Origin of the sequence: Novosphingobium olei (genome assembly GCF_037076535.1) — a bacterium.
Lineage (GTDB): Bacteria > Pseudomonadota > Alphaproteobacteria > Sphingomonadales > Sphingomonadaceae > Novosphingobium > Novosphingobium olei.
In genome coordinates this window covers 425,483-444,237 of sequence record NZ_AP029021.1, presented here as the reverse complement: position 1 = coordinate 444,237, position 18,755 = coordinate 425,483, and the positions used below count along the sequence as shown (strand labels likewise).

At 65.7% G+C, this 18,755-nt stretch carries 21 protein-coding genes and 1 tRNA gene; 6 read left to right on the top strand and 16 right to left on the bottom strand.

Features of this window, described 5'->3' with window-relative positions:
• Positions 1-11: 11 nt before the first annotated feature.
• The 4 genes from AACH40_RS02190 to istA all read right to left on the bottom strand — a co-directional run bounded on the left by AACH40_RS02190 (position 12) and on the right by istA (position 3,082).
• Positions 12-452, bottom strand: a complete 441-nt coding sequence (locus tag AACH40_RS02190) for a hypothetical protein (protein ID WP_338644006.1) — start codon at positions 450-452, stop codon at positions 12-14.
• A complete protein-coding gene (locus tag AACH40_RS02185; protein ID WP_338644005.1) occupies positions 449-691 on the bottom strand; it encodes a hypothetical protein in 243 nt (80 codons plus the stop codon). Before AACH40_RS02185 ends, AACH40_RS02190 begins: the two co-directional genes overlap by 4 nt.
• A 113-nt stretch (positions 692-804) precedes the next feature.
• The gene (gene istB / locus AACH40_RS02180; protein WP_136955033.1) at positions 805-1,572 is read right to left on the bottom strand and encodes an IS21-like element helper ATPase IstB; all 768 of its coding nucleotides are present in this window, start codon (positions 1,570-1,572) and stop codon (positions 805-807) included.
• The gene (gene istA, locus AACH40_RS02175; RefSeq protein WP_338645891.1) at positions 1,562-3,082 is read right to left on the bottom strand and encodes an IS21 family transposase; all 1,521 of its coding nucleotides are present in this window, start codon (positions 3,080-3,082) and stop codon (positions 1,562-1,564) included. The genes istB and istA overlap by 11 nt, the downstream gene beginning before the upstream one ends.
• A 126-nt stretch (positions 3,083-3,208) precedes the next feature.
• Between istA and AACH40_RS02170 the strand changes: the two genes are divergently transcribed.
• The gene (locus AACH40_RS02170) at positions 3,209-3,466 is read left to right on the top strand and encodes a hypothetical protein (RefSeq protein ID WP_338644004.1); all 258 of its coding nucleotides are present in this window, start codon (positions 3,209-3,211) and stop codon (positions 3,464-3,466) included.
• A 202-nt stretch (positions 3,467-3,668) separates the two neighbouring features.
• Here AACH40_RS02170 and AACH40_RS02165 read toward each other — a convergent pair.
• Positions 3,669-3,755, bottom strand: a tRNA-Leu gene (locus tag AACH40_RS02165).
• Between the two features lie 153 nt (positions 3,756-3,908).
• Complete coding sequence (locus AACH40_RS02160) at positions 3,909-4,745, bottom strand: zinc-ribbon domain-containing protein (protein ID WP_338644003.1); 837 nt, start codon at positions 4,743-4,745, stop codon at positions 3,909-3,911.
• A gap of 172 nt (positions 4,746-4,917) precedes the next feature.
• Here AACH40_RS02160 and ftsE point away from each other — a divergent pair, with 172 nt between their 5' ends.
• The 5 genes from ftsE to AACH40_RS02135 are packed head-to-tail and all read left to right on the top strand — an operon-like array spanning position 4,918 to position 9,204.
• Positions 4,918-5,709, top strand: coding sequence for a cell division ATP-binding protein FtsE (gene ftsE, locus AACH40_RS02155; RefSeq protein ID WP_169494501.1), 792 nt, complete (start codon positions 4,918-4,920; stop codon positions 5,707-5,709).
• The gene (locus tag AACH40_RS02150; protein ID WP_169494500.1) at positions 5,706-6,623 is read left to right on the top strand and encodes a cell division protein FtsX; all 918 of its coding nucleotides are present in this window, start codon (positions 5,706-5,708) and stop codon (positions 6,621-6,623) included. The genes ftsE and AACH40_RS02150 overlap by 4 nt, the downstream gene beginning before the upstream one ends.
• Before the next feature lie 11 nt (positions 6,624-6,634).
• Positions 6,635-7,183 carry a YdcF family protein gene (locus AACH40_RS02145; protein ID WP_169494499.1) on the top strand — a complete coding sequence of 183 codons (549 nt, stop codon included), beginning with the start codon at positions 6,635-6,637 and terminating at the stop codon, positions 7,181-7,183.
• Positions 7,184-7,195: 12 nt separating this feature from the next.
• A complete protein-coding gene (locus AACH40_RS02140; protein ID WP_338644000.1) occupies positions 7,196-7,918 on the top strand; it encodes a lysophospholipid acyltransferase family protein in 723 nt (240 codons plus the stop codon).
• A gap of 26 nt (positions 7,919-7,944) precedes the next feature.
• Entirely contained in the window at positions 7,945-9,204 is a 1,260-nt protein-coding gene (locus tag AACH40_RS02135; protein WP_338643998.1) for an Nramp family divalent metal transporter, read from the top strand.
• 47 nt (positions 9,205-9,251) lie between these two features.
• Here AACH40_RS02135 and AACH40_RS02130 read toward each other — a convergent pair whose 3' ends face one another.
• The 10 genes from AACH40_RS02130 to AACH40_RS02085 form a co-directional block, all read right to left on the bottom strand.
• Positions 9,252-10,178, bottom strand: coding sequence for a prephenate/arogenate dehydrogenase family protein (locus tag AACH40_RS02130; RefSeq protein WP_338643997.1), 927 nt, complete (start codon positions 10,176-10,178; stop codon positions 9,252-9,254).
• A complete protein-coding gene (gene hisC, locus AACH40_RS02125; RefSeq protein WP_338645889.1) occupies positions 10,175-11,293 on the bottom strand; it encodes a histidinol-phosphate transaminase in 1,119 nt (372 codons plus the stop codon). Before hisC ends, AACH40_RS02130 begins: the two co-directional genes overlap by 4 nt.
• Before the next feature lie 82 nt (positions 11,294-11,375).
• The gene (locus tag AACH40_RS02120) at positions 11,376-12,092 is read right to left on the bottom strand and encodes a hypothetical protein (RefSeq protein WP_338643996.1); all 717 of its coding nucleotides are present in this window, start codon (positions 12,090-12,092) and stop codon (positions 11,376-11,378) included.
• A 163-nt stretch (positions 12,093-12,255) separates the two neighbouring features.
• Positions 12,256-13,668: an ammonium transporter gene (locus tag AACH40_RS02115; RefSeq protein WP_338643995.1), complete on the bottom strand. Its 1,413-nt coding sequence runs from the start codon at positions 13,666-13,668 to the stop codon at positions 12,256-12,258.
• Between the two features lie 23 nt (positions 13,669-13,691).
• The gene (locus AACH40_RS02110; RefSeq protein ID WP_169494493.1) at positions 13,692-14,030 is read right to left on the bottom strand and encodes a P-II family nitrogen regulator; all 339 of its coding nucleotides are present in this window, start codon (positions 14,028-14,030) and stop codon (positions 13,692-13,694) included.
• A 218-nt stretch (positions 14,031-14,248) separates the two neighbouring features.
• The gene (locus AACH40_RS02105; RefSeq protein ID WP_338643994.1) at positions 14,249-14,944 is read right to left on the bottom strand and encodes an endonuclease/exonuclease/phosphatase family protein; all 696 of its coding nucleotides are present in this window, start codon (positions 14,942-14,944) and stop codon (positions 14,249-14,251) included.
• 61 nt (positions 14,945-15,005) lie between these two features.
• Positions 15,006-15,878: an alpha/beta fold hydrolase gene (locus AACH40_RS02100; RefSeq protein WP_169494491.1), complete on the bottom strand. Its 873-nt coding sequence runs from the start codon at positions 15,876-15,878 to the stop codon at positions 15,006-15,008.
• 46 nt (positions 15,879-15,924) lie between these two features.
• Positions 15,925-17,454, bottom strand: a complete 1,530-nt coding sequence (locus tag AACH40_RS02095) for a peptide chain release factor 3 (protein ID WP_338643993.1) — start codon at positions 17,452-17,454, stop codon at positions 15,925-15,927.
• 62 nt (positions 17,455-17,516) lie between these two features.
• Entirely contained in the window at positions 17,517-17,807 is a 291-nt protein-coding gene (locus tag AACH40_RS02090) for a hypothetical protein (RefSeq protein ID WP_338643992.1), read from the bottom strand.
• Positions 17,804-18,703, bottom strand: a complete 900-nt coding sequence (locus AACH40_RS02085; RefSeq protein ID WP_338643991.1) for an aldose 1-epimerase family protein — start codon at positions 18,701-18,703, stop codon at positions 17,804-17,806. Before AACH40_RS02085 ends, AACH40_RS02090 begins: the two co-directional genes overlap by 4 nt.
• Between the last annotated feature and the right edge of the window lie 52 nt (positions 18,704-18,755).

The following is an 18,755-nucleotide window of genomic DNA, read 5'->3' as shown; positions in this document are numbered from 1 at the left end:
GGCTCTCACCGTCATGCAGCACCAGCTCGCTCCATTGATCTGGGACGCAGCCCTTCGCGCGGCGCCTCGCGCCATGCCCACAGCGCCAGCGCGCTCGCCAGGATAGCGGGCAGCGTTACTGCGGGAAAGTCCCGCACCAGCGCGCCCGCGCCGCAGATGCCCGCCGCAACTTCCCAGAAGTGGAACAGTGCGTGGCCGACGAGCCACAGCGCCGCCGCCGTCCACGATACGACGCGCGTTGCCGGCCTCGCCACGCCGACCAGCATCGCGATGGCGACGAGCAAGAAGATCAGCCCGATGTCGCGAACGAAATGCTGGTTGAAGGGCCCAGTCGTGGTGACGCCGGGCACGGCGAAGTACCAGTCCGTCGGCGAAACGAGCATGAACAGCCCATTGCCGATCCCGCCGATCCCCAGCAGGATGGCAACGGTGACGGGAACCGCCCGGCTCATGCCGCCGCCTCCTGCGTGTTGGCGGCGAGCCAGGCTTCGAAGCAAGTACTGCCCAGCCGCGCGCCGGCCTCCGGCACCAGCGTATGGTCGTCGGCCGGCGCGCCGAAATACTGGCGGTCGGGCGTCACGACCACCGAACGGGGATCGTCGTGGGCGCCAAGCCAGCTGGCGGCAAACTCGGCCAGCGGCGCGCGTTCGGGGCCCGCCAACTCGACGATACCATCTGACGGTGAGGACAAGGCGATATCGGTGTTGAGTAGCGCTGAGGATTGACCCGGGATTATCACTGAGAATTGACCCGGGTGGGTGTGGGTTATGTGCTGCCCAAGAGGGGCACGGTCAAGAGTCGGGTTTATCCCTTTCTGGATTTGGGTGCGGCGGAGCTGGCCCTGAAGCGGAAGCTGTCATTGCCTGTCTCGAGGATGTGGCAATGATGGGTGAGGCGATCGAGCAAAGCTGTGGTCATCTTGGCATCGCCGAAGACGCCAGACCATTCGCTGAAGCTGAGGTTGGTTGTGATCACGACGCTGGTGCGCTCGTAGAGTTTGCTGAGCAGATGGAATAGCAGGGCGCCGCCTGACGGGCTGAACGGCAGATATCCCAGTTCATCCAGGATGATGAGATCGAGCTTGAGCAGCCGCTCGGCAATCTGGCCAGCCCTGTTGGCCGCCTTTTCCTGTTCAAGCGCATTGACCAGATCGACAGTGGCAAAGAAGCGCACTTTCCTGCGATGGTGCTCGACGGCCTGGACGCCAAGAGCGGTGGCCATGTGGCTCTTGCCGGTGCCAGGGCCGCCAATCAGCACAACATTGTCGGCACTGTCCATGAAGTCGCCGCGGTGGAGCTGACGTACCAATGCCTCATTGACCTCGCTGGCGGCAAAATCGAATCCGGCCAGGTCCTTGTATGCCGGGAAGCGAGCAGCCTTGATCTGATAGGCGATCGAGCGGACCTCGCGCTCGGCCATTTCTGCCTTGAGCAACTGGGACAGTGTCGGCACGGTCGCCTCGAACGCCGGGGCCCCTTGCTCGATCAGGTCGCTAACGGCTTGGGCCATGCCATACATCTTGAGGCCGCGGAGCATTACGACCACAGCAGCGCTGGCAGGATCATGACGCATGGCGCAACTCCCTCAGCGTGTCGTAGCGGCCAACATCGGCTTTGGGCTCCTTGCCGAGGCGCAAGGCTTGTGGAGCATCGATCGGGGGAGCCGGTGGTGCCTTCCCATCGATCAGGCGATGCAGGATATTGAGAACATGGGTTTTGGTTGCGACCCCGTCCTCGAGGGCAAGTTCAACAGCGCGCAGGACAGCCTGTTCGTCATGGTGCAGGACAAGGGACAGGATCTCGACCATTTCCTTGTCTCCGCCAGGCCGCTTGAGCAGCCTTACCTGTAGTTGCCGGAAGGCTTCGGGCATCTCCAGGAATGGGGCGCCATTGCGCAAGGCCCCCGGCTTGCGCTGAACAACGGCCAGATAGTGCCGCCAGTCATAGATCGTACGCCCGGACCTATGATGGGACCGATCAATGATCCGCTCGTGTTCACACAGGACCTGCCCTTCCGCGACAATGACGAGCCGTTCGGGGTACACACGCAGACTGACGGGCCGATTGGCGAAGGAGGCTGGCACGCTGTAACGATTGCGTTCGAAGGCAATCAGGCAAGTGGGTGACACACGCTTGGTTTGCTCGACGAAGCCATCAAAGGGTCGCCCCATGGGCATCAGGCTGGCCACCTCCTCGGCGTGTACATCTGCGATGGTGCCGGGCAGGCCGCCGTGATGGATGTTGGCCCACTGTGCGATGCATTGCTCTTCAAGCCAGACATTGAGTGTTGCGAGATCCGGGAAGTGAGGCATTGGCTGCCACAAGCGGTGGCGAGCGTCCTGGACGTTCTTCTCGACCTGCCCCTTCTCCCAGCCTGAGGCTGGATTGCAGAAATCCGTCTCGAACAGATAGTGGCTGGCAAGCGCGGCAAAGCGTGCGTTCACCTGTCGGGCCTTGCCGCGGCCAATCTTGTCGACTGCGGTTTTCATGTTGTCGAAGATCCCGCGCTGCGGCACGCCACCCAAAACTCGGAACGCCTGCGTCAGCGCATCGAACAACATCTCGTGGGTCTGCAGCAGATAAGCCCGAACGATGTACGCTCGGCTATGCGACAGCTTGGTATGAGCCACTTGCAGCTTGACCTGCTTGCCACCCAGAACCGCATAGTCCTCGCTCCAGTCGAACTGGAAGGCCTCACCGGGCTGAAATACCAGCGGCACGAATGTCCCGCGTCCGCTGGTCTGTTGCTCATATTGGCGCCCACGCTTCCATTCCCGCGCAAACGCCGCCACTCGAGCATATGAGCCGTCAAAGCCGAGTGCGACGAGATCGGCGTAAAGCTGCTTGGCCGTCCGCTTCTGTTTGCGCGACTTGCCAGCCTCCACCCGCAGCCACCCCGTCAACTTCTCAGCAAAGGGGTCCAGCTTGCTCGGTCTATCAGGAACCCTGAATACCGGCTCCACCGCCTCGGCGCGAAGATATTTGCGGATCGTGTTGCGCGATAACCCCGTTCGCCGCTTGATCTCGCGAATGGATATGCCTTGCCGAAAGTGCCAGCGGCGGATCACACTGAGTAGGTCCATGTCGATCACTCCGATGCCTCCCGACTGTCAGCCGGAGGCGAGGAAAGCATGGGTCAATTCTCAGTGATAATTTCTGGCCCTCCCGGGTCAATTCTCAGCGCTACTCAACACCCACAGCTCATCCAGTTGCTCGCCGACGCCTTAGAGGCGCGGCGCATGGTGCTGGCCTCACCGGGGCAGTCGCTCAACCAGATTGCGACCCGGGAAGGCTGCTGCCGGACGCGGCTCGCCAAGCTGCTGCGCCTTTCCTGGCTGAGCCCTCGCCTTGTCGAACTGGCAGCTGCTGGAACACAGCCCAAAAGCATGACCAAGAAGAGCTTGCTGGGTGCCGACCTGCCGCTCGACTGGTGCGAGCAGGAGCGGATGTTCGGGCTGCAGCCCTAAGCCCCCTTCTCCGCCCGAAAATCGACCTGCAGTCAGGAAACGGCGAGCGGAGAATCGGGACAGATTCGGCGGCCCTATAGAGGCAAGATCTGTATTCTCTGGCAGCACGCCGCCAGCGCATATCCCACGACAGTCGCGGTTCTGCGCGCCTTTGCACCCATGAGTGCCCGAAGGCGAAGATCAGTATTCTGTGCTGACTGTCTGGTGCGGTCGAGAAGACTCGAACTTCCACGGGCTTTCGCCCACAACGACCTCAACGTTGCGCGTCTACCAATTCCGCCACGACCGCATATCGTCCCGGGCGCGAAGGCTTCGAGCTGGCTCGAAAATCAGCGTCCCGTCGGGGTAGGAGGGCGCCCCTAGCAAAGGACTTTGGGGGGCGCAACAACCATCGCACGATTTTTTCATAGCCGCGCAGGCGGGCCCCCTTCCGGACGCGGTGCTACTCCGGTTTCCAGCCGATTTCGGCCACCTTGGCGGACTTCGGCACGTCGGTTACCGCCTCGTTGATCGTCACGCTCTCTCCCGGCTTCAGGCTCGCCTTGGGCGGGTTGACGTCCCAGGTGTAGACGACCTTGTCGCTGGCATCGCGCAGCACGATCAGGATAGGCGGAAGATCGCGCACATCCTTGCCGACATTGGTCACCGTGCCGCTGGCGCCGAAGTATTCGGTGCCGTTGGGCAGGGTGCGACGGTCCTGGCGCTCGGCCGGGAAGGACAGCTGCAGGTCAGCCTGATTGGGGCCGAACGTGGGCCGCGCCACCGGAAGCCAGTCGGGCAGGCCGAACCAGGCGACCGCGCCGATCAGCGCTGCCACGAGCAGCGCGAAGGCGACCGCTGCGGCTGTCCACAACTTCGCGGGGTTTCGGCGCGGGCGGAACGGCGGTTCGTGATCGAAGCTCGACGGGGCGGACTGGAAATCATCCGCGCCTTCGTCGCTGAAGCCATAGCGGCGCGGCACGCTGGGCGCGGCGGGTGCGGCATCCTCGACTGCAGCAACGGGGGGTGGAGCAACCGGGGCCGGGGCAGCGGGCGGCGGCGGAGCTGCGGGCACCGGGGCTGCCTGCGGAGCGGCTGCGGCAGAAGGCTGCGGCGCAGGCGCTGCGACCGGTTCGGCAGCCACCGCCGGAGTGGCGGCGGGTGCCCGTTCAGGAAGCTCCGGCCCCTGCTGGAACCAGCTGTGGCGGCACTTGGCGCAGCGGACGGTGCGACCTTCCGCACCGATCGCACTGTCGGGAACGACATAGCGCGTCGAACAGGCGGGACAGGCGATAATCATGAACCAAGGTCTAAGCATGCCCGGCACAAGGGAAACAATAGCCGCGCGTGCTGCAAATTGCGTCCCCGGCCTTTTTTCCACATGGATTGACGCCTATAGCGCTGGAAACGACACAAAGTGCACAATGCCGGGCAGACCGGCGCAGCATCGCCACGGGATCCGCCGCAACAACATGACCACGACCGACGCCGAAATCGTCCAGTTCGACAACGTCGGGCTGCGCTACGGCGCCGAGCGTGAAGTGCTGACCGACGTTTCCTTCACGCTCTATCCCGGCTGCTTCTATTTCCTCACCGGCGCCAGCGGCGCGGGCAAGACCAGCCTGCTCAAGCTGCTGTACCTGGCCCAGCGCCCGTCGCGCGGGCTGATCCGCATGTTCGGTACCGATGCCATCACCCTGCCGCGCGAACGCCTGCCAGGCTTTCGCCGCCGCATCGGCGTGGTGTTCCAGGACTTCCGCCTCGTCCCCCATCTTTCGGCCTTCGACAACGTGGCCTTGCCCTTGCGCGTTGCCGGGGTGAGCGAGCGCGAGATCATCAGGCCGGTGACCGAAATGCTCGACTGGGTGGGCCTGGGCGATCGCCAGCATGCCCGCCCCGCCACGCTTTCGGGCGGGGAGCAGCAACGCGTTGCCATCGCCCGGGCGGTGATCGCCCGGCCCGACATCCTCGTGGCCGACGAACCGACCGGCAACGTCGATCCGGACATGGCGCTCAAGCTGATGCGCCTGTTCGAAAGCCTCAACCGGCTTGGCACTACCGTTGTCGTCGCCACCCACGACCTGCACCTGCTGGGCAAGGTCGATGGCAGCCTGCTGATGCGGCTTGACAAGGGACGGCTGGCCGATCCGACCGGCGCCTTGCGCTATCCCCCGCGGCGAGAAAGCGGCGGGATCGGCTTTGCCGACGCGCGGGGACCGGGCGCTCCCCGGCTGGGCGAGATGGACAGCGACGGGCTGGCATGAACTCCTGGCCCCTTCCCCTGGCCGGCGCGACGCGACGCGGCGATGCCCGGCTTCTGCCACAGGGCGCCCTTTCCGGCCCGATGCCGTGGGTGATCGCGATCATGATCGCGCTGACCGTGGTTGCCGCCGGCAGCGGCCTTGCCCTGCGCAACGCCGCGCGCGCCGCCAGCGCCGATCTGGAAGGCGGGGTCACCATCCAGATCGTTTCGGCCGCCCCCGCCGAACGCAATCGCCAAGCCGATGCCGCGCTTGCCGCGCTGAAAGGCATGCCGGGCCTCGCGTCGGCAGATCGCGTGGCGCAGGCCCGGCTCGAGGACCTGATGGAGCCCTGGCTCGGCACGCGCCCGGGAGACGACGTAGAAGCGCTGCCCATCCCCGCGCTGATCGACCTGCGGCTTGATGGCACGGCAACGCCCGAACGCCTCGCCGCCCTGCGCGCGCGTATCAAGCCAGTCGCGCCCGCTGCGCGGGTGGACGCGCAATCCGCCTGGCTCACGCCCGTGTTTCGGGCCATCGGGGCGCTGCAATGGCTGGCAGGCGGCCTGATCGCGCTGCTCGCGCTCGCCACGGTCGCGGCGGTGCTGCTGGCATCGCGCAATGCGCTGGGCAGCCATCGCGCCACGATCGAGATCGTCCACATGCTCGGCGGCACGGACCGGCAGATCGCGCGGGTGTTCCAGCGCGGCATGGCGGTCGATGCGGCGGTGGGCGGCCTCGCTGGCTTCCTGTTCGGCACGGCGGCGATGCTGGCACTGGGCCGCGCCTTCGCACCACTCGGCTCCGGGCTGGCCAGCGGAGCGATGCTCGGCTGGATCGACTGGCTGGCGCTAGGCATCATCCCGCTCGCCGGCATCGCGCTCGCCGTCGTCACCGCGCGGCTGACAGTGCTCGCCGCCCTGCGCGAGATGCTGTAGGGTCATCGGCGATGCGCAAGCCACCCGGCCTTTTCCGTCGTCTGCTGGCGAGCGTTCTGCTGGTGTGGACGCTCGGCTTCCTGTGGTTCGCGCTGTTCCTGCCGCAGCCGGCGGGCGACGTGCGCACCGATGGCATCGTGGTGCTGACGGGCAGCGGCGGCCGCATTCCCCGCGCGTTCGATATCCTGCGTCGGCATCAGGCGGACAAGCTGCTGATCTCCGGCGTCGATACCGAAGTGCGCCCGCGCGAATTCGCCGCCGAATACGACGTGCCCCCGCGCTTGTTCGCCTGCTGCGTCACGCTTGGCTACGAAAGCGTCGACACCCGGTCGAACGCACAGGAAGCCGCACGCTGGATAGCGGCGCGCCACATCTCCTCAGTCCGCCTGGTCACCACCGATTGGCATATGCGCCGCGCCGCCTTCGACTTGCGCATCGCCGGCCCGAAGGATCTGGTGATCGTGGAGGACGCGGTCCGGTCGCGTCCCAGCTTCAAGATCCTGTTTATGGAATACAACAAGTTGATCGCGCGCCTGATCGCGTGGGCGGCGGGCTGGTAGGCGCTGGCAGAAATGGCATCCACCGACGGTTCACGCGGAGCACGGCTCTCCGAAGTGCTGCGCAGCCTTGCGTTCTACGCCGTGTTCTATCCGGGAACGGCGCTGTTCGTGTTCGCCTGCGGGCTGTGCGTGCCGTTCTCGATGCCGGGGTTCCGGCGCGTGGTGCGCGCCTGGGCCGGGTTCCATCGCTGGTGCGCGCGCGCGCTGGTGGGCATCCGGCTCGAGGTTTCGGGCTACGCCGCGCGCGGGCAGGTGCTCTACGCAATCAAGCACGAAGCGTTTTTCGAGGCGATCGACTTGCCCTGCCAGTTCGATCTGCCGGTGGTCTTCGCCAAGGCCGAACTGATGCGCATTCCGCTGTGGGGCCGCACCGGCCAGCATTACGGCCTGATCGCCGTCGAACGCGATGCCGGCGCGCGCGCTTTGCGGACGATGATATCCGAAGCGCGGCGCCTGACCGCAGATGGACGCCCGCTGGTGATCTTCCCCGAAGGCACCCGCGTGCCGCACGGGACGCAGGCGCCGCTGCAATCGGGCTTTGCCGGAATCTACAAGCTGCTCGGCCTGCCGGTGATCCCGGTCGCAGTCGATACCGGCCCGCTTTACCATCGGCGCTGGAAGCGTGCGGGCACCGCCCATTACCGCTTCGGCGAGGAGATACCACCTGGCCTCCCGCGTGATGAAGTTGAAGCCCGCGTTCACGCTGCGATCAACGCCCTGAATCCCGTGCTATGACCGGCGGGGAACCCTCGGAAGAACCAGTGGCTTCGGACGAGGACGAACGCCGTGGGCCGCTGGCCGTGCTCGGCCCCGGCCTGGTGACCGGTGCGGCGGACGACGATCCATCCGGCATCGGCACGTACAGCCAGGTAGGCGCGCAGTTCGGCTACAACCTTACCTGGGCACTGCTGTTCAGCCTGCCGCTGATGGCCGCGATCCAGGAAATCTGCGCGCGCATCGGCGCCAGCACCGGGCTCGGCATCGCGCAGAACCTCAAAGAACACTATCCACGCAGCCTGCTGCGCATCGTCGTGCTGCTGCTGCTGGTAGCCAACGTGATAAACCTGGGCGCGGACCTGGGCGCGATGGGTGCGGCCTTTGCGCTGATTGTGCCCGGTCCGGTCCTGCCGGCGACGATCGCCTTCGGGTTGATCAGCATCCTGCTCGAGATCTTCGTTTCTTACGAACGCTACGCCAACGTGCTCAAGTGGGCGACGCTGTCGCTGTTCTCATACTTCGCGGTGGTCGTACTGGCGCAGGTCGACTGGCCCGCCGCGATCAAGGGCACGCTGGTGCCCGGCTTCGCCTTCGACAGCGATCACGTCATGGCGCTCGTCGCCGTGCTCGGCACGACGATCAGCCCCTACCTGTTCTTCTGGCAATCCGCGCAGGAAGTGGAGGAGCAGCACCGCCGCCACACCAAGCCGCTGATGGTCAGTCCGCGCAGCGCCGGCAAGGAGTTGCGGCGCATCCGCACCGATACGCTGATCGGCATGACCTTTTCGAACCTGACCGCGATCGTGATCGTCATCGCCACTGCCGCCACGCTGCATGTCGCCGGGGTGACCCAGATCAGCAGTTCGGTCGAAGCGGCAACGGCGCTGCGGCCGCTGGCAGGCGAGCTTGCGTTCGCGCTTTTCGCCATCGGCATCATCAGCACTGGCCTGCTTGCCGTGCCGATTCTGGCTGGCTCGGTCGCCTATGCCATCGCAGAGATGTTCGGCTGGCGCGAAGGGCTGAACCGCGCGCCGCGCGAGGCCAAGGCGTTCTATGCGGTGATTGCGCTGGCAACCTGCGCCGGGATCGCGATGAACTTTTCCGACATCAACCCGATGAGGGCGCTTTACTGGTCTGCCGTGGTCAACGGCCTGCTCGCCCCGCCGCTGATGGTGGTGACGATGCTGATCGCCAGCAACCGACGGATCATGGGCAACTTGGTGGTATCGCGCGGGCTGGCGTTCGGCGGGTGGCTGTCGACGGCGGTGATGACCGCCGTCGCCGTGCTGTTTCTGGTGATCTAGGCGGCATGGACGACCTTCACGCCTCCTGACGGTACGGTCCGTGGCCCCTAACCCGCTCCATTGTGGTCGCTGCGGCCGAAGTCGGGCCGCGCATCGTCCTGGCCCATTTCGATGATCCCTCGCCGGATCGCGCGGGTGCGGGCAAAGTGATCGAACAGCGCATCACCATCGCGCTTGCGGATCGCCTTCTGCAGCTCGGTCAGGTCCTCGGTAAAGCGCTGGAGCATTTCCAGCACCGCCTCGCGGTTCGAGAGGAACACGTCGCGCCACATCGTCGGATCGGACGCGGCGATGCGGGTGAAGTCGCGGAAGCCGCCGGCCGAATACTTGATGACCTCGCTTTGGGTCACTTCCTCAAGGTCCGAGGCGGTGCCGACGATAGTATAGGCGATCAGGTGCGGCAGGTGGCTGGTGACGGCCAGCACGCGATCGTGGTGTTCGGGGTCCATCGTTTCCACGCGTGCGCCCAGCGCCTCCCAGAAGGCATTGAGCGCCGCGACATGTGCGGCATCGGCGTCCTCGGGCGGGGTGACGATGCACCAGCGGTTGCGGAACAGCGTGGCAAACCCTGCGTCCGGCCCGCTCTGCTCAGTACCGGCGACGGGGTGCGAGGGGATCACCGGATGGCCCGGCAACGCCTCGCCCAGCTGCGCCATCACGCTGGCCTTGCTCGACCCGACGTCGGTGACCAGCGTCTGCGGTGAAAGCCCAGACGCCATCGCCTTGGCCGCCGCGCCCATCGCGCCGACGGGCACGCACAGCACGACCAGATCGGCACCCGTCACGGCCTCGGCAGCGCTATCGGCAACCGTTCCGCCGAGCGCAACTTCGCGCGCGCGGGCGCGCACGCCGGCATCCGCATCGTAACCGGTGGTCACCGCATCGGGCAGGTACTGCTGCACCGCCCGCAACACGGAACCGCCGAGCAAGCCCAGGCCGATCACCGCGACGTGGCGGAAAGGGGCGGCGCTCACTGTGCGGCCTCTGCCATGGTGCGCAGCGCGGTGGCGATATCGTCCATCTGTTCGGGCGTGCCGATGGTGATGCGCAGGCACTGCGGCAGCCCCTGCCCCGGCAGCCAGCGCGTGATGTAGCCGTGCTCCATCAACCCTTCGTAGGCGGCTTCGGCGGTCAGCTTGCCGGAAAACTCGATCAGCACGAAGTTGGCCTCGCTCGGCAGCGGACGAAGTCCGTGGTTGCCGAGTGCCTCGAGCGCGGCGACGAAGCGCGTCCTCTCGCGCAGGTTGTGCAGCCGGCTCGCCTCGACGAAGTCCTGGTCCGCCACCGCCGCGATGCCGGCCGCCTGCGCGGTGAGCGAGACGTTGAACGGGCCCCGGATGCGGTTGAGCATGTCGACGATTGCCGGCGCGCCGGTGCCCCAGCCGATGCGTTCGCCGGCAAGGCCGTAGATCTTCGAAAACGTGCGCGTAACCAGCACGTTGGCGCTCGACGCGGCAAGCTCGAGCGCGCCGTCGGCGTCTTCGGGCGCCACATATTCGGCATAGGCCTGGTCGAGCACCAGCAGGATGTCCGGGCGCAGCCCGGCATGCAGCCGCGCGATTTCGCTGCGGCCGATGTAGCTGCCAGTGGGGTTGTTGGGATTGGCCAGGAACACCACCCGCGTCCGTTCGGTCACGCTGGCAAGCAGCGCATCGACATCGGTGCCATAGTCGCGATCGGGCGCAACGACGGGCGTGGCTCCGCAGCGCCGCGCAGCGATGTCGTAGACCGAAAAACCGAAGCGCACGTAGAGCACTTCGTCGCCAACGCCGGCGTAAGCTTGCGCGGCAAGGTTGAGCAGTTCGTCCGAACCGGTGCCCATGACGATGCGTTCGGGCGCGATGCCGTGCAAATCGCCCAGCGCCTTGCGCAGGTCCTTGCTGTCAGGATCGGGATAGAGCGAGGGCGCAAGCGGGGCGGCGCGCGCGGCCAGCGCCTGCGCGCTGGTGCCGAGCGGGTTCTCGTTGGCCGAAAGCTTGATCAGCGGCCGGCCGTCCTTGCCCGCCGACTTGCCCGGCACATAGGCATGGATGCCCAGGATCCATTCCTTGGGGCGCGGGGCATCGGCCACTTCGCCCACAGGCGACATCGGGGCTGCGGATTTGTCGGAAACGTCTGCCATCACGGGAGCGGGCCTTAGCGACCTTGCGCGATCAAGGAAACAGCCCCTTTCAGCGCGTCTCGCGATAGAACTTCATCTCGCCTTCCGCGCGGCGCAGCACCAGCGCGGTGCCGACCAGATCGGCGCAGGTCTTGTCTAAGCGCGCCTTGTCCATGTCATTGGGCACCAAGGTCACCGCCAGCCGCCCGCTGGCACCGAAGGGGAAGCGTGGGCTGGCAAGGTTGTGGACGGGTTCGATCAGTTCGACCCAGCGCGGCGTGCGCTTTTCCCCCGACGGCAGCACCCAGCCATCCTCAAGCGTGTAGCCGCCGGCCAGATCGCCGGCATCAGCGGTATCGCCGTTGCCGAAGCCGACCCGCACGCCGATCCCGGCAATCCCGGCGCCGCTGGGCCAGGTGACGCGCACCGTCGGTCCCTTGGCCACCGGCACCGCGCGCCATTCGGGTGCGACCGGCGCCGGTTCGGTGGTGAGGCACGTGCGCGTGCCGATGAACTGCCACGATCCGGACGCATCCTCTGCCAGGGCGCCCGCGACGAGGTGATATTCGAAGCGGTGATCGGCGGTGATGACCAGAGAGCCGCGGATCTCCGGACCGGCATCGAGGCGGTAGGAACCCGTCATTTCGACCGGCAGGGCTTCAGCCACCACGGGGCCAGGCTTGGCCTCGTCCTTGCCCTTCTCCTTGCGCGCCAGGGCATGGGCGGGCGTGATGAGAAGGGCGAGCGTGGCCAGCGTGCCGAGGCGGAAGCTTGCGTCGAATCTCATGCAGCGAGTGTGACCGCCGCTGGCCATCGTGCAACAAAAAAGGGCCGGAAGCGGGCTAGCGCTTCCGGCCTTCAGTCTGTTCGCAGGAGGAACATCGTCTGGCGGTGCCGGGGGAAGAGAGGGAGAGGATCAGCTCCCCCGACCCCGCCAAGCTGGTAAAAACTCAGTAATTGTAGGCGCGTTCGCCATGCTCGGTGATGTCGAGGCCTTCGCGCTCGGCTTCCTCGGTCGGACGCAGACCGATGGTCTTGTCGAGGACGAAGAAGAGGATCGCGGAGACGCCACCCGAGAGGACGAGGGTCAGGACAACCGCCTTGATCTGGGTGATCAGCTGGGCCGCCATGTCATACGTGCCGGCCTTGGCGGGGAACACGGTGTAGTCCACCCAGCCCTGGCCGCCGAGCGACGGGTCCGCGACGATCGCGGTGCCGATCGCACCGACGATGCCGCCGATGCAGTGCACGCCGAACACGTCGAGCGTATCGTCGTACTTGAGCGCGTTCTTCACGGTCGAGACGAAGATGAAGCAGATCGGCGAGACGACGAGGCCGAGGACGATCGAGGTCATCGGAGCTGCAAAGCCCGAAGCCGGAGTGATCGCGACGAGGCCGGCGACGGCACCCGAGGCAGCGCCGAGCATGGACGGCTTGCCGTGCTTGATCTGCTCGACGATCGACCAGGAGACGGCAGCGGCGGCGGTGGCGACGAAAGTGTTGATGAAGGCGAGCGCGGCGAGGCCGTTGGCTTCGAGGTTGGAACCGGCGTTGAAGCCGAACCAGCCCACCCACAGCAGCGAGGCGCCGATCATGGTCATGGTCAGCGAGTGCGGCGGCGTGGCTTCCTTGCCGTGGCCAAGGCGCGGACCGATGATGAGGCAGCCGACCAGGCCGGCGATACCGGCGTTGATGTGGACGACGGTGCCGCCGGCGAAGTCCAACGCGCCCCAGCCATAGAGCAGGCCGGCATCAGCGGTGTTGTCCGACAGGAAGTCCGGACCCGCGAAGTACCACACCATGTGCGCCATCGGGAAATAGACCAGCGTCAGCCACAGCACGGTGAAGATCATCAGCGGGGTGAACTTCACGCGTTCCGCGAAGGCACCCACGATCAGCGCCGGCGTGATGCAGGCGAAGGTCATCTGGAAGATGACGTAGGCATATTCGGGAATGTAGACGTTGTTCGAGAACGTCGCCGCATAAGTCGAAGCCGAAACGCCCATCAGGAACGCCTTCGACAGGCCGCCGAAGTACGGCGAACCGCCGGTGAAGGCGATCGAGTAGCCCCAGCTGACCCAGACGAGGGCCGCAACCGACACGATCATGAAGACCTGCATCAGCACCGAGAGCATGTTCTTGGTGCGGACGAGACCGCCGTAGAACAGCGCCAGCGCCGGGATGCTCATCAGCAGGACGAGCGTGGAGGAGAGCAACATCCAGGTGGTGTCGCCTTTGTTGACCATGGTGGCCATCTGTTCGGCGGTCGGCGCCTTGATCGGCCCGGCCTGTGCAAACGCGGCGGACGCGGCGCCGAGCGTCAGCCCCAGCCCCGCTACGCCACTGATCATCTTGCGGATCATTTGGTTACCCCTCATGTCGGAAGTCAGAGAGCCGTGTCGCCGATCTCGCCCGTGCGGATGCGCGTGGCGGAGGCCAGGTCGAGCACGAAGATCTTGCCATCGCCGATGGCTTCGGTGCTTGCGGTCTGCTGGATGGTTTCGATGATCTGCGGCGCGAGCGCATCGCTCGCGGCGATCTCGATCTTCACCTTGGGCAGCATGTTGGTCGAATATTCGGCGCCGCGGTAGATCTCGGTCTGGCCCTTCTGACGGCCAAAACCCTTCACTTCCGACACCGTCATCCCGGCAACGCCCAGCCCGGACAGCGCTTCACGCACCTCGTCCAGCTTGAACGGCTTGATGATGGCGATGATGAACTTCATTCATGCCCCCTTTCGCGGCCTTCCCGCCGGGCGTCCCGCCGGCTAGAAAGTTAAAGCAAAGGGCATGCCAAACCGAAAAATGCCTAGAAAACATACGTAGGCAGGAACAAACCCAACCAAATTGGGTTAATGCGCGCTCGATTCTTGTGCATCGCAACGTGGCTGCCTAATTTTTGGGCAACATTCCCTGCCGCAAATTTGGGCAGCGGACTGGTCGCTCACAGCGAAAGGCGCGCGAACACCGGCAAGTGGTCGGACGCGATCGCAGCCTGGGGGCTATGATGCACCCCTGCTGCTTCCACCGCCCAATCGTTGCTCACCACGATCCGATCGAGCTGGGCGAGCGGCCGCCGGGCCGGAAAGCTGCGCCCCGGCGCGAGTACCGCGAGGCCGGAATCGAACGCCGCCAGCGCTCCGCCGCGCTGCGTCCATTCGTTGAAATCGCCCATCAGCACGGCGGGCAGAACACCGTCACGGGCTTTGAGATGATCGCAGACTGCGCGCACCTGCTGGCGGCGGCGCAAGCCCGACAGGTCAAGATGCATGCCGACGACGCGGAACGGCCGCCCATCGACGGCAAGTTCGGCGCAGACCGCGCCGCGCGGCTCAAGCGTGGGCAGCGCAACCGCACAGACATCGCGCACCTCGATCCCACGCCGCACCAGCAGCACATTGCCATGCCAGCCAAGGCTGAGCGGCCGCATCCCGGGGGCAACCGGCACCCACGGGCTGTGATCGTCGAGGCTGGCGCGCGGGATCACGCTTTCGCGCGCCCCGAACCGGCGGTCGGCCTCTTGCAGGGCGATCACGTCGGCATCGATTTCGCGCAGCACGGCAAGGATACGGTCGGGATCGCGCCTGCGGTCGAGCCCGACGCCCTTATGGATGTTGTAGCTGGCAAAAGTCAGGCGCACCGGGTGACAATTCCTGCGCCGAGCGGCCGGTTCCCCGTGAGGCTCCCCGGCGGGTGCGTCTTCAGAGGAAGTCCTTCAGCGTCGCGATGAAGCGTTCGAACTGGTCGTGGTGCAGCCAGTGCCCGGCGTTCTCGAATTCGACCACCTCGGCATTGCGGAAGTGCTGGATGCGGCCATCGCGTTCGGGATTGCCAGCGGTCGAATCCGCACCGTTGAGCAGCAGCGTGGGACAGGTGATCGCGTTCCACAGCCCATGGAGCTGTTCGGGGCTGATATCGTAGGGCGCGGCGTCGACGTTCAGGTGCGGGTCGAACTTCCAGCTGAAAGTGCCGTCTTCGTTGCGGTTGATGCCATGGAGCGTCAGGTGCCGCGCCTGAACGTCGGTCAGGTACGGGTTCTCGCTCTTCATGCGCGCATAAGCGTCTTCAAGGCTGGGATAGCGGCGCGGCAGACGGCCGGCGGCCTTGCGCTTTTCGCCGATGAATTCGCGCACGCGCCGCGCGAACGGCACGTTCTTCATCATCGCCTCGCGCTCAGGCGTCGGGAAGATGCCTTCGATGGCGACGAGCTTGCGCACGTTTTCGGGAAACAGCCCGGCATAGCGCAACGATGTGTTGGCACCCCACGAATGCGACACGATCGTCACCGGCGCGAGATCGAGCTGATGGATCAGCTGGGCCACGTCGTAGACCAGGTCCATCGTGCGGTAGTTGCCGTCCGAAGTCCATTCGCTGTCGCCATGGCCACGGTGGTCCATGGCGATGACGTGCCAGTCCTCGCGCAGCGCCTCGGCGGTCCAGTCCCAGCTGCGGCAATGGTCGCGTCCGCCGTGCACCAGCAGCAGCGGCGGCTTGTCGGTGTTGCCCCAGTCGACGTAGTGCAGCCGCAGGCGTTGCGAGATGAAGGTGTTCGAAGTCGGGCCGAGCAGGTTCATGCCCGCTACCTGCAACGCGATGCCCCCTTGCGCAACCCCCGCAGGACTACCTTTCCTTGGTGGCAGAAAAGGTCAACTCGGGATTGCGCTCCTGCTGGTAGCTGACGTCCCAAGCCGATCGCGCCATGAACACCGGATCGCCATCGCGGTCCTTGGCAAGGTTCGACAGGTTGAAATCGGCAAAGCCCTTCAGGGCGGCGTCGCTGCCCTTGATCCAGCGCGCGGTGTCGAAGGGCGAGGCTTCAAGCACAGCTTCCACCTTGTATTCGGCTTCCAGCCGGCTGATCAGCACGTCGAGCTGCAGCTGGCCGACCACCCCGACGATCCACTGACTGCCGATCTCGGGATAGAACACCTGGATCACGCCCTCTTCCGACAGGTCGTCGAGCGCCTTGCGCAGCTGCTTGGTCTTGGTCGGGTCCTTGAGCGCCACGCGGCGCAAGATTTCGGGGGCGAAGTTGGGCAGACCGGTGAAGCGGACGTCATTCTTTTCCGACAGCGTATCGCCCACCCGCAGCGTGCCGTGGTTGGGAATGCCGATGATGTCGCCGGCTTCCGCCGTATCGGCAATCTCGCGGTCCTGCGCGAAGAACAGGATCGGCGAATGAACCGCGATCGGCTTGCCCAGGCCCGAAGGCGTAAGCTTCATGCCGCGCTTGAACGTGCCCGAAACCATGCGCATGAACGCGATGCGGTCGCGGTGCTGCGGGTCCATGTTGGCCTGCACCTTGAAGATGAACCCGGTCACGTCGCTCCGTTCCGGCAGGACGGTGCCTTGTTCCGACGTTTGCGGGCGCGGCGGCGGAGCGAAGCGGGCGATGGCGTCGATCAGTTCGGCCACGCCGAAGTTCTTGAGCGCGGAGCCGAAGTAGACCGGGGTCAGGTCGCCATGGCGATAGGCTTCAAGATCGAATTCCGGATAGCCGGCCTGCGCCAGCTCGATCTGTTCGGCCACCTCGGCCGGGATCGGCGCGCCCTCGCCCTTGGCGTCGCGCTTGCCCAGGAACTCGCGGCTGTCGCCTTCGGGGCGTGCGATCGTGTCGGTGGCGAAGTCGAGCACGCCTTCGAAGATGCCGCCCATGCCGATCGGCCAGGACATCGGCACAACGTCGAGCGCCAGCGCATCGGCCACTTCGTCCAGCGTCTCGAACACGCTGCGCCCTTCGCGGTCGACCTTGTTGACGAAAGTGATGATCGGCACCGAGCGCATGCGGCAAACCTCGAACAGCTTGCGCGTCTGCGGCTCGATGCCCTTGGCCGCGTCGATCACCATGATCGCGGAATCGACGGCGGTGAGCGTGCGGTAGGTGTCTTCGGAGAAGTCTTCGTGGCCCGGCGTGTCGAGCAGGTTGAAGACGACGCCGTCCTTCTGGAAGGTCATCACCGACGAGGTGACCGAGATGCCGCGCTGCTGTTCGATCTTCATCCAGTCGGACCGCGCGCGCCGCGCTTGCCCGCGCGCCTTCACCTCGCCCGCAAGGTGGATCGCGCCGCCTTGCAGCAGCAGCTTTTCGGTCAGCGTGGTCTTGCCCGCGTCAGGGTGCGAAATGATGGCGAAGGTGCGGCGATTGGACATGGGAGCGCCCCCTAGCGAAGGGGCGCGCCGCTGTCACGCATCGGCCTCGTGCCGACATGGGTTCAACGCGCGGAAAGACACAGCCGCAGCGCTTCGGCCTCGGTCTTGTCAGGCAGGCGTCCGCCCCGACTGGAAAGCTCCAGGTGCGAACCTGACCCGCGCGAGGTGACGACAACTTCCATGTCCTTCGCGGTCAATCCCTGGCTTAAGCACGCACGCAAGTCGCCCGCCGCAAGCGCCGAGTTGGCGAACAGGACGTGGCGCATTTCCGCCTTGCGCTCGCGCTCGCCCACGGTCAGCGCAAGGACCACCAGCGCACCGATCAGCGCGATCATCACCGCCATCCGCTTCATGCGGGCCGCACCGTGATCGCCAGCCGGAACCGCGCCGTTTCGCCCGGCGGCAGGGTGACAACGCCCGGCTTGTCGGAAAAATCACCGTCGAAGCCCACCGGATCGGCCACGCCGGCCCAGGGTTCAAGGCAGATGTAGCGTGCGCCGGGTACCTGCCATGCGCCGAACATCGGGCTGTCGGGAAAGGCAAGGTCGATCCACGCTCCGCCATCCGCGCCATAGGACAGCTTGCGGCTGGCAAGGTCGGTCCAGATCAGCGCGTCAGCCTCGAACAGGTCCGAGCGCAGCGCAAGTTCGCGGCCCTTCACCGGGGTCGCCTCGCCTTGGGGCAGCAGCAGTCCGGTGCCCTTGGTGATGCGGCGCACGTCCTGCGGTTCGTCGCGTTCGAACACGATCCTGTGCGCGGCCTTGTCCGCCCCGCCGGGAAGCGGCCAGGCGAAAGCGGGATGGAAGCCGAAGCTGAAGGGCAGCGGGCGGTCGTTGGGATTGAACACGCTCGCTTCGACCACCAGCGTGAAGTCTTCGACCGAGAAGGCGAGTTCGAGCACGAAGCCGAACGGGAACACAGCGCGGGTATCAGGCGAATCGGTCAGACGAAAGCGCGCGTTGGCTGGCCCGGTTTCGACGGCGGCGAACTGGCTGCGGCGGGCAAAGCCGTGCTTGGGCAGCGTGTATTCCCGGCCATCGACGCGCAGTGTGTCACCGGCCAGCGCGCCGACGATGGGAAACAGCAGCGGCGCATGACCGGTCCAGAATGCCGGATCGGCATCGGTCATGTATTCGGCGCCCGCAGCATCGCGCAGCGACCAGAGTTCGGCGCCCAGCGGATTGATCGCGACCTTCAGATCGGGACTGGCAATGCGCACCAGGTCGTCGTCTTCGTCCATCGAGATCATGCGCTGTCCTTAACGGTTTCTTCGGCGGCCGCCGGTATCCTTCCACACGGCT

Bases quoted from the DNA above. Each gene is read 5' to 3' on its own strand.
- AACH40_RS02190 (WP_338644006.1), bottom strand. From the start codon at position 452: ATGAGCCGGGCGGTTCCCGTCACCGTTGCCATCCTGCTGGGGATCGGC.
- istB (WP_136955033.1), bottom strand. From the start codon at position 1,572: ATGCGTCATGATCCTGCCAGCGCTGCTGTGGTCGTAATGCTCCGCGGC.
- istA (WP_338645891.1), bottom strand. From the start codon at position 3,082: ATGGACCTACTCAGTGTGATCCGCCGCTGGCACTTTCGGCAAGGCATA.
- AACH40_RS02160 (WP_338644003.1), bottom strand. From the start codon at position 4,745: ATGATTATCGCCTGTCCCGCCTGTTCGACGCGCTATGTCGTTCCCGAC.
- ftsE (WP_169494501.1), top strand. From the start codon at position 4,918: ATGACCACGACCGACGCCGAAATCGTCCAGTTCGACAACGTCGGGCTG.
- AACH40_RS02150 (WP_169494500.1), top strand. From the start codon at position 5,706: ATGAACTCCTGGCCCCTTCCCCTGGCCGGCGCGACGCGACGCGGCGAT.
- AACH40_RS02145 (WP_169494499.1), top strand. From the start codon at position 6,635: ATGCGCAAGCCACCCGGCCTTTTCCGTCGTCTGCTGGCGAGCGTTCTG.
- AACH40_RS02140 (WP_338644000.1), top strand. From the start codon at position 7,196: ATGGCATCCACCGACGGTTCACGCGGAGCACGGCTCTCCGAAGTGCTG.
- hisC (WP_338645889.1), bottom strand. From the start codon at position 11,293: ATGTCGCCTGTGGGCGAAGTGGCCGATGCCCCGCGCCCCAAGGAATGG.
- AACH40_RS02120 (WP_338643996.1), bottom strand. From the start codon at position 12,092: ATGAGATTCGACGCAAGCTTCCGCCTCGGCACGCTGGCCACGCTCGCC.
- AACH40_RS02115 (WP_338643995.1), bottom strand. From the start codon at position 13,668: ATGATCCGCAAGATGATCAGTGGCGTAGCGGGGCTGGGGCTGACGCTC.
- AACH40_RS02110 (WP_169494493.1), bottom strand. From the start codon at position 14,030: ATGAAGTTCATCATCGCCATCATCAAGCCGTTCAAGCTGGACGAGGTG.
- AACH40_RS02100 (WP_169494491.1), bottom strand. From the start codon at position 15,878: ATGAACCTGCTCGGCCCGACTTCGAACACCTTCATCTCGCAACGCCTG.
- AACH40_RS02095 (WP_338643993.1), bottom strand. From the start codon at position 17,454: ATGTCCAATCGCCGCACCTTCGCCATCATTTCGCACCCTGACGCGGGC.
- AACH40_RS02090 (WP_338643992.1), bottom strand. From the start codon at position 17,807: ATGAAGCGGATGGCGGTGATGATCGCGCTGATCGGTGCGCTGGTGGTC.
- AACH40_RS02085 (WP_338643991.1), bottom strand. From the start codon at position 18,703: ATGATCTCGATGGACGAAGACGACGACCTGGTGCGCATTGCCAGTCCC.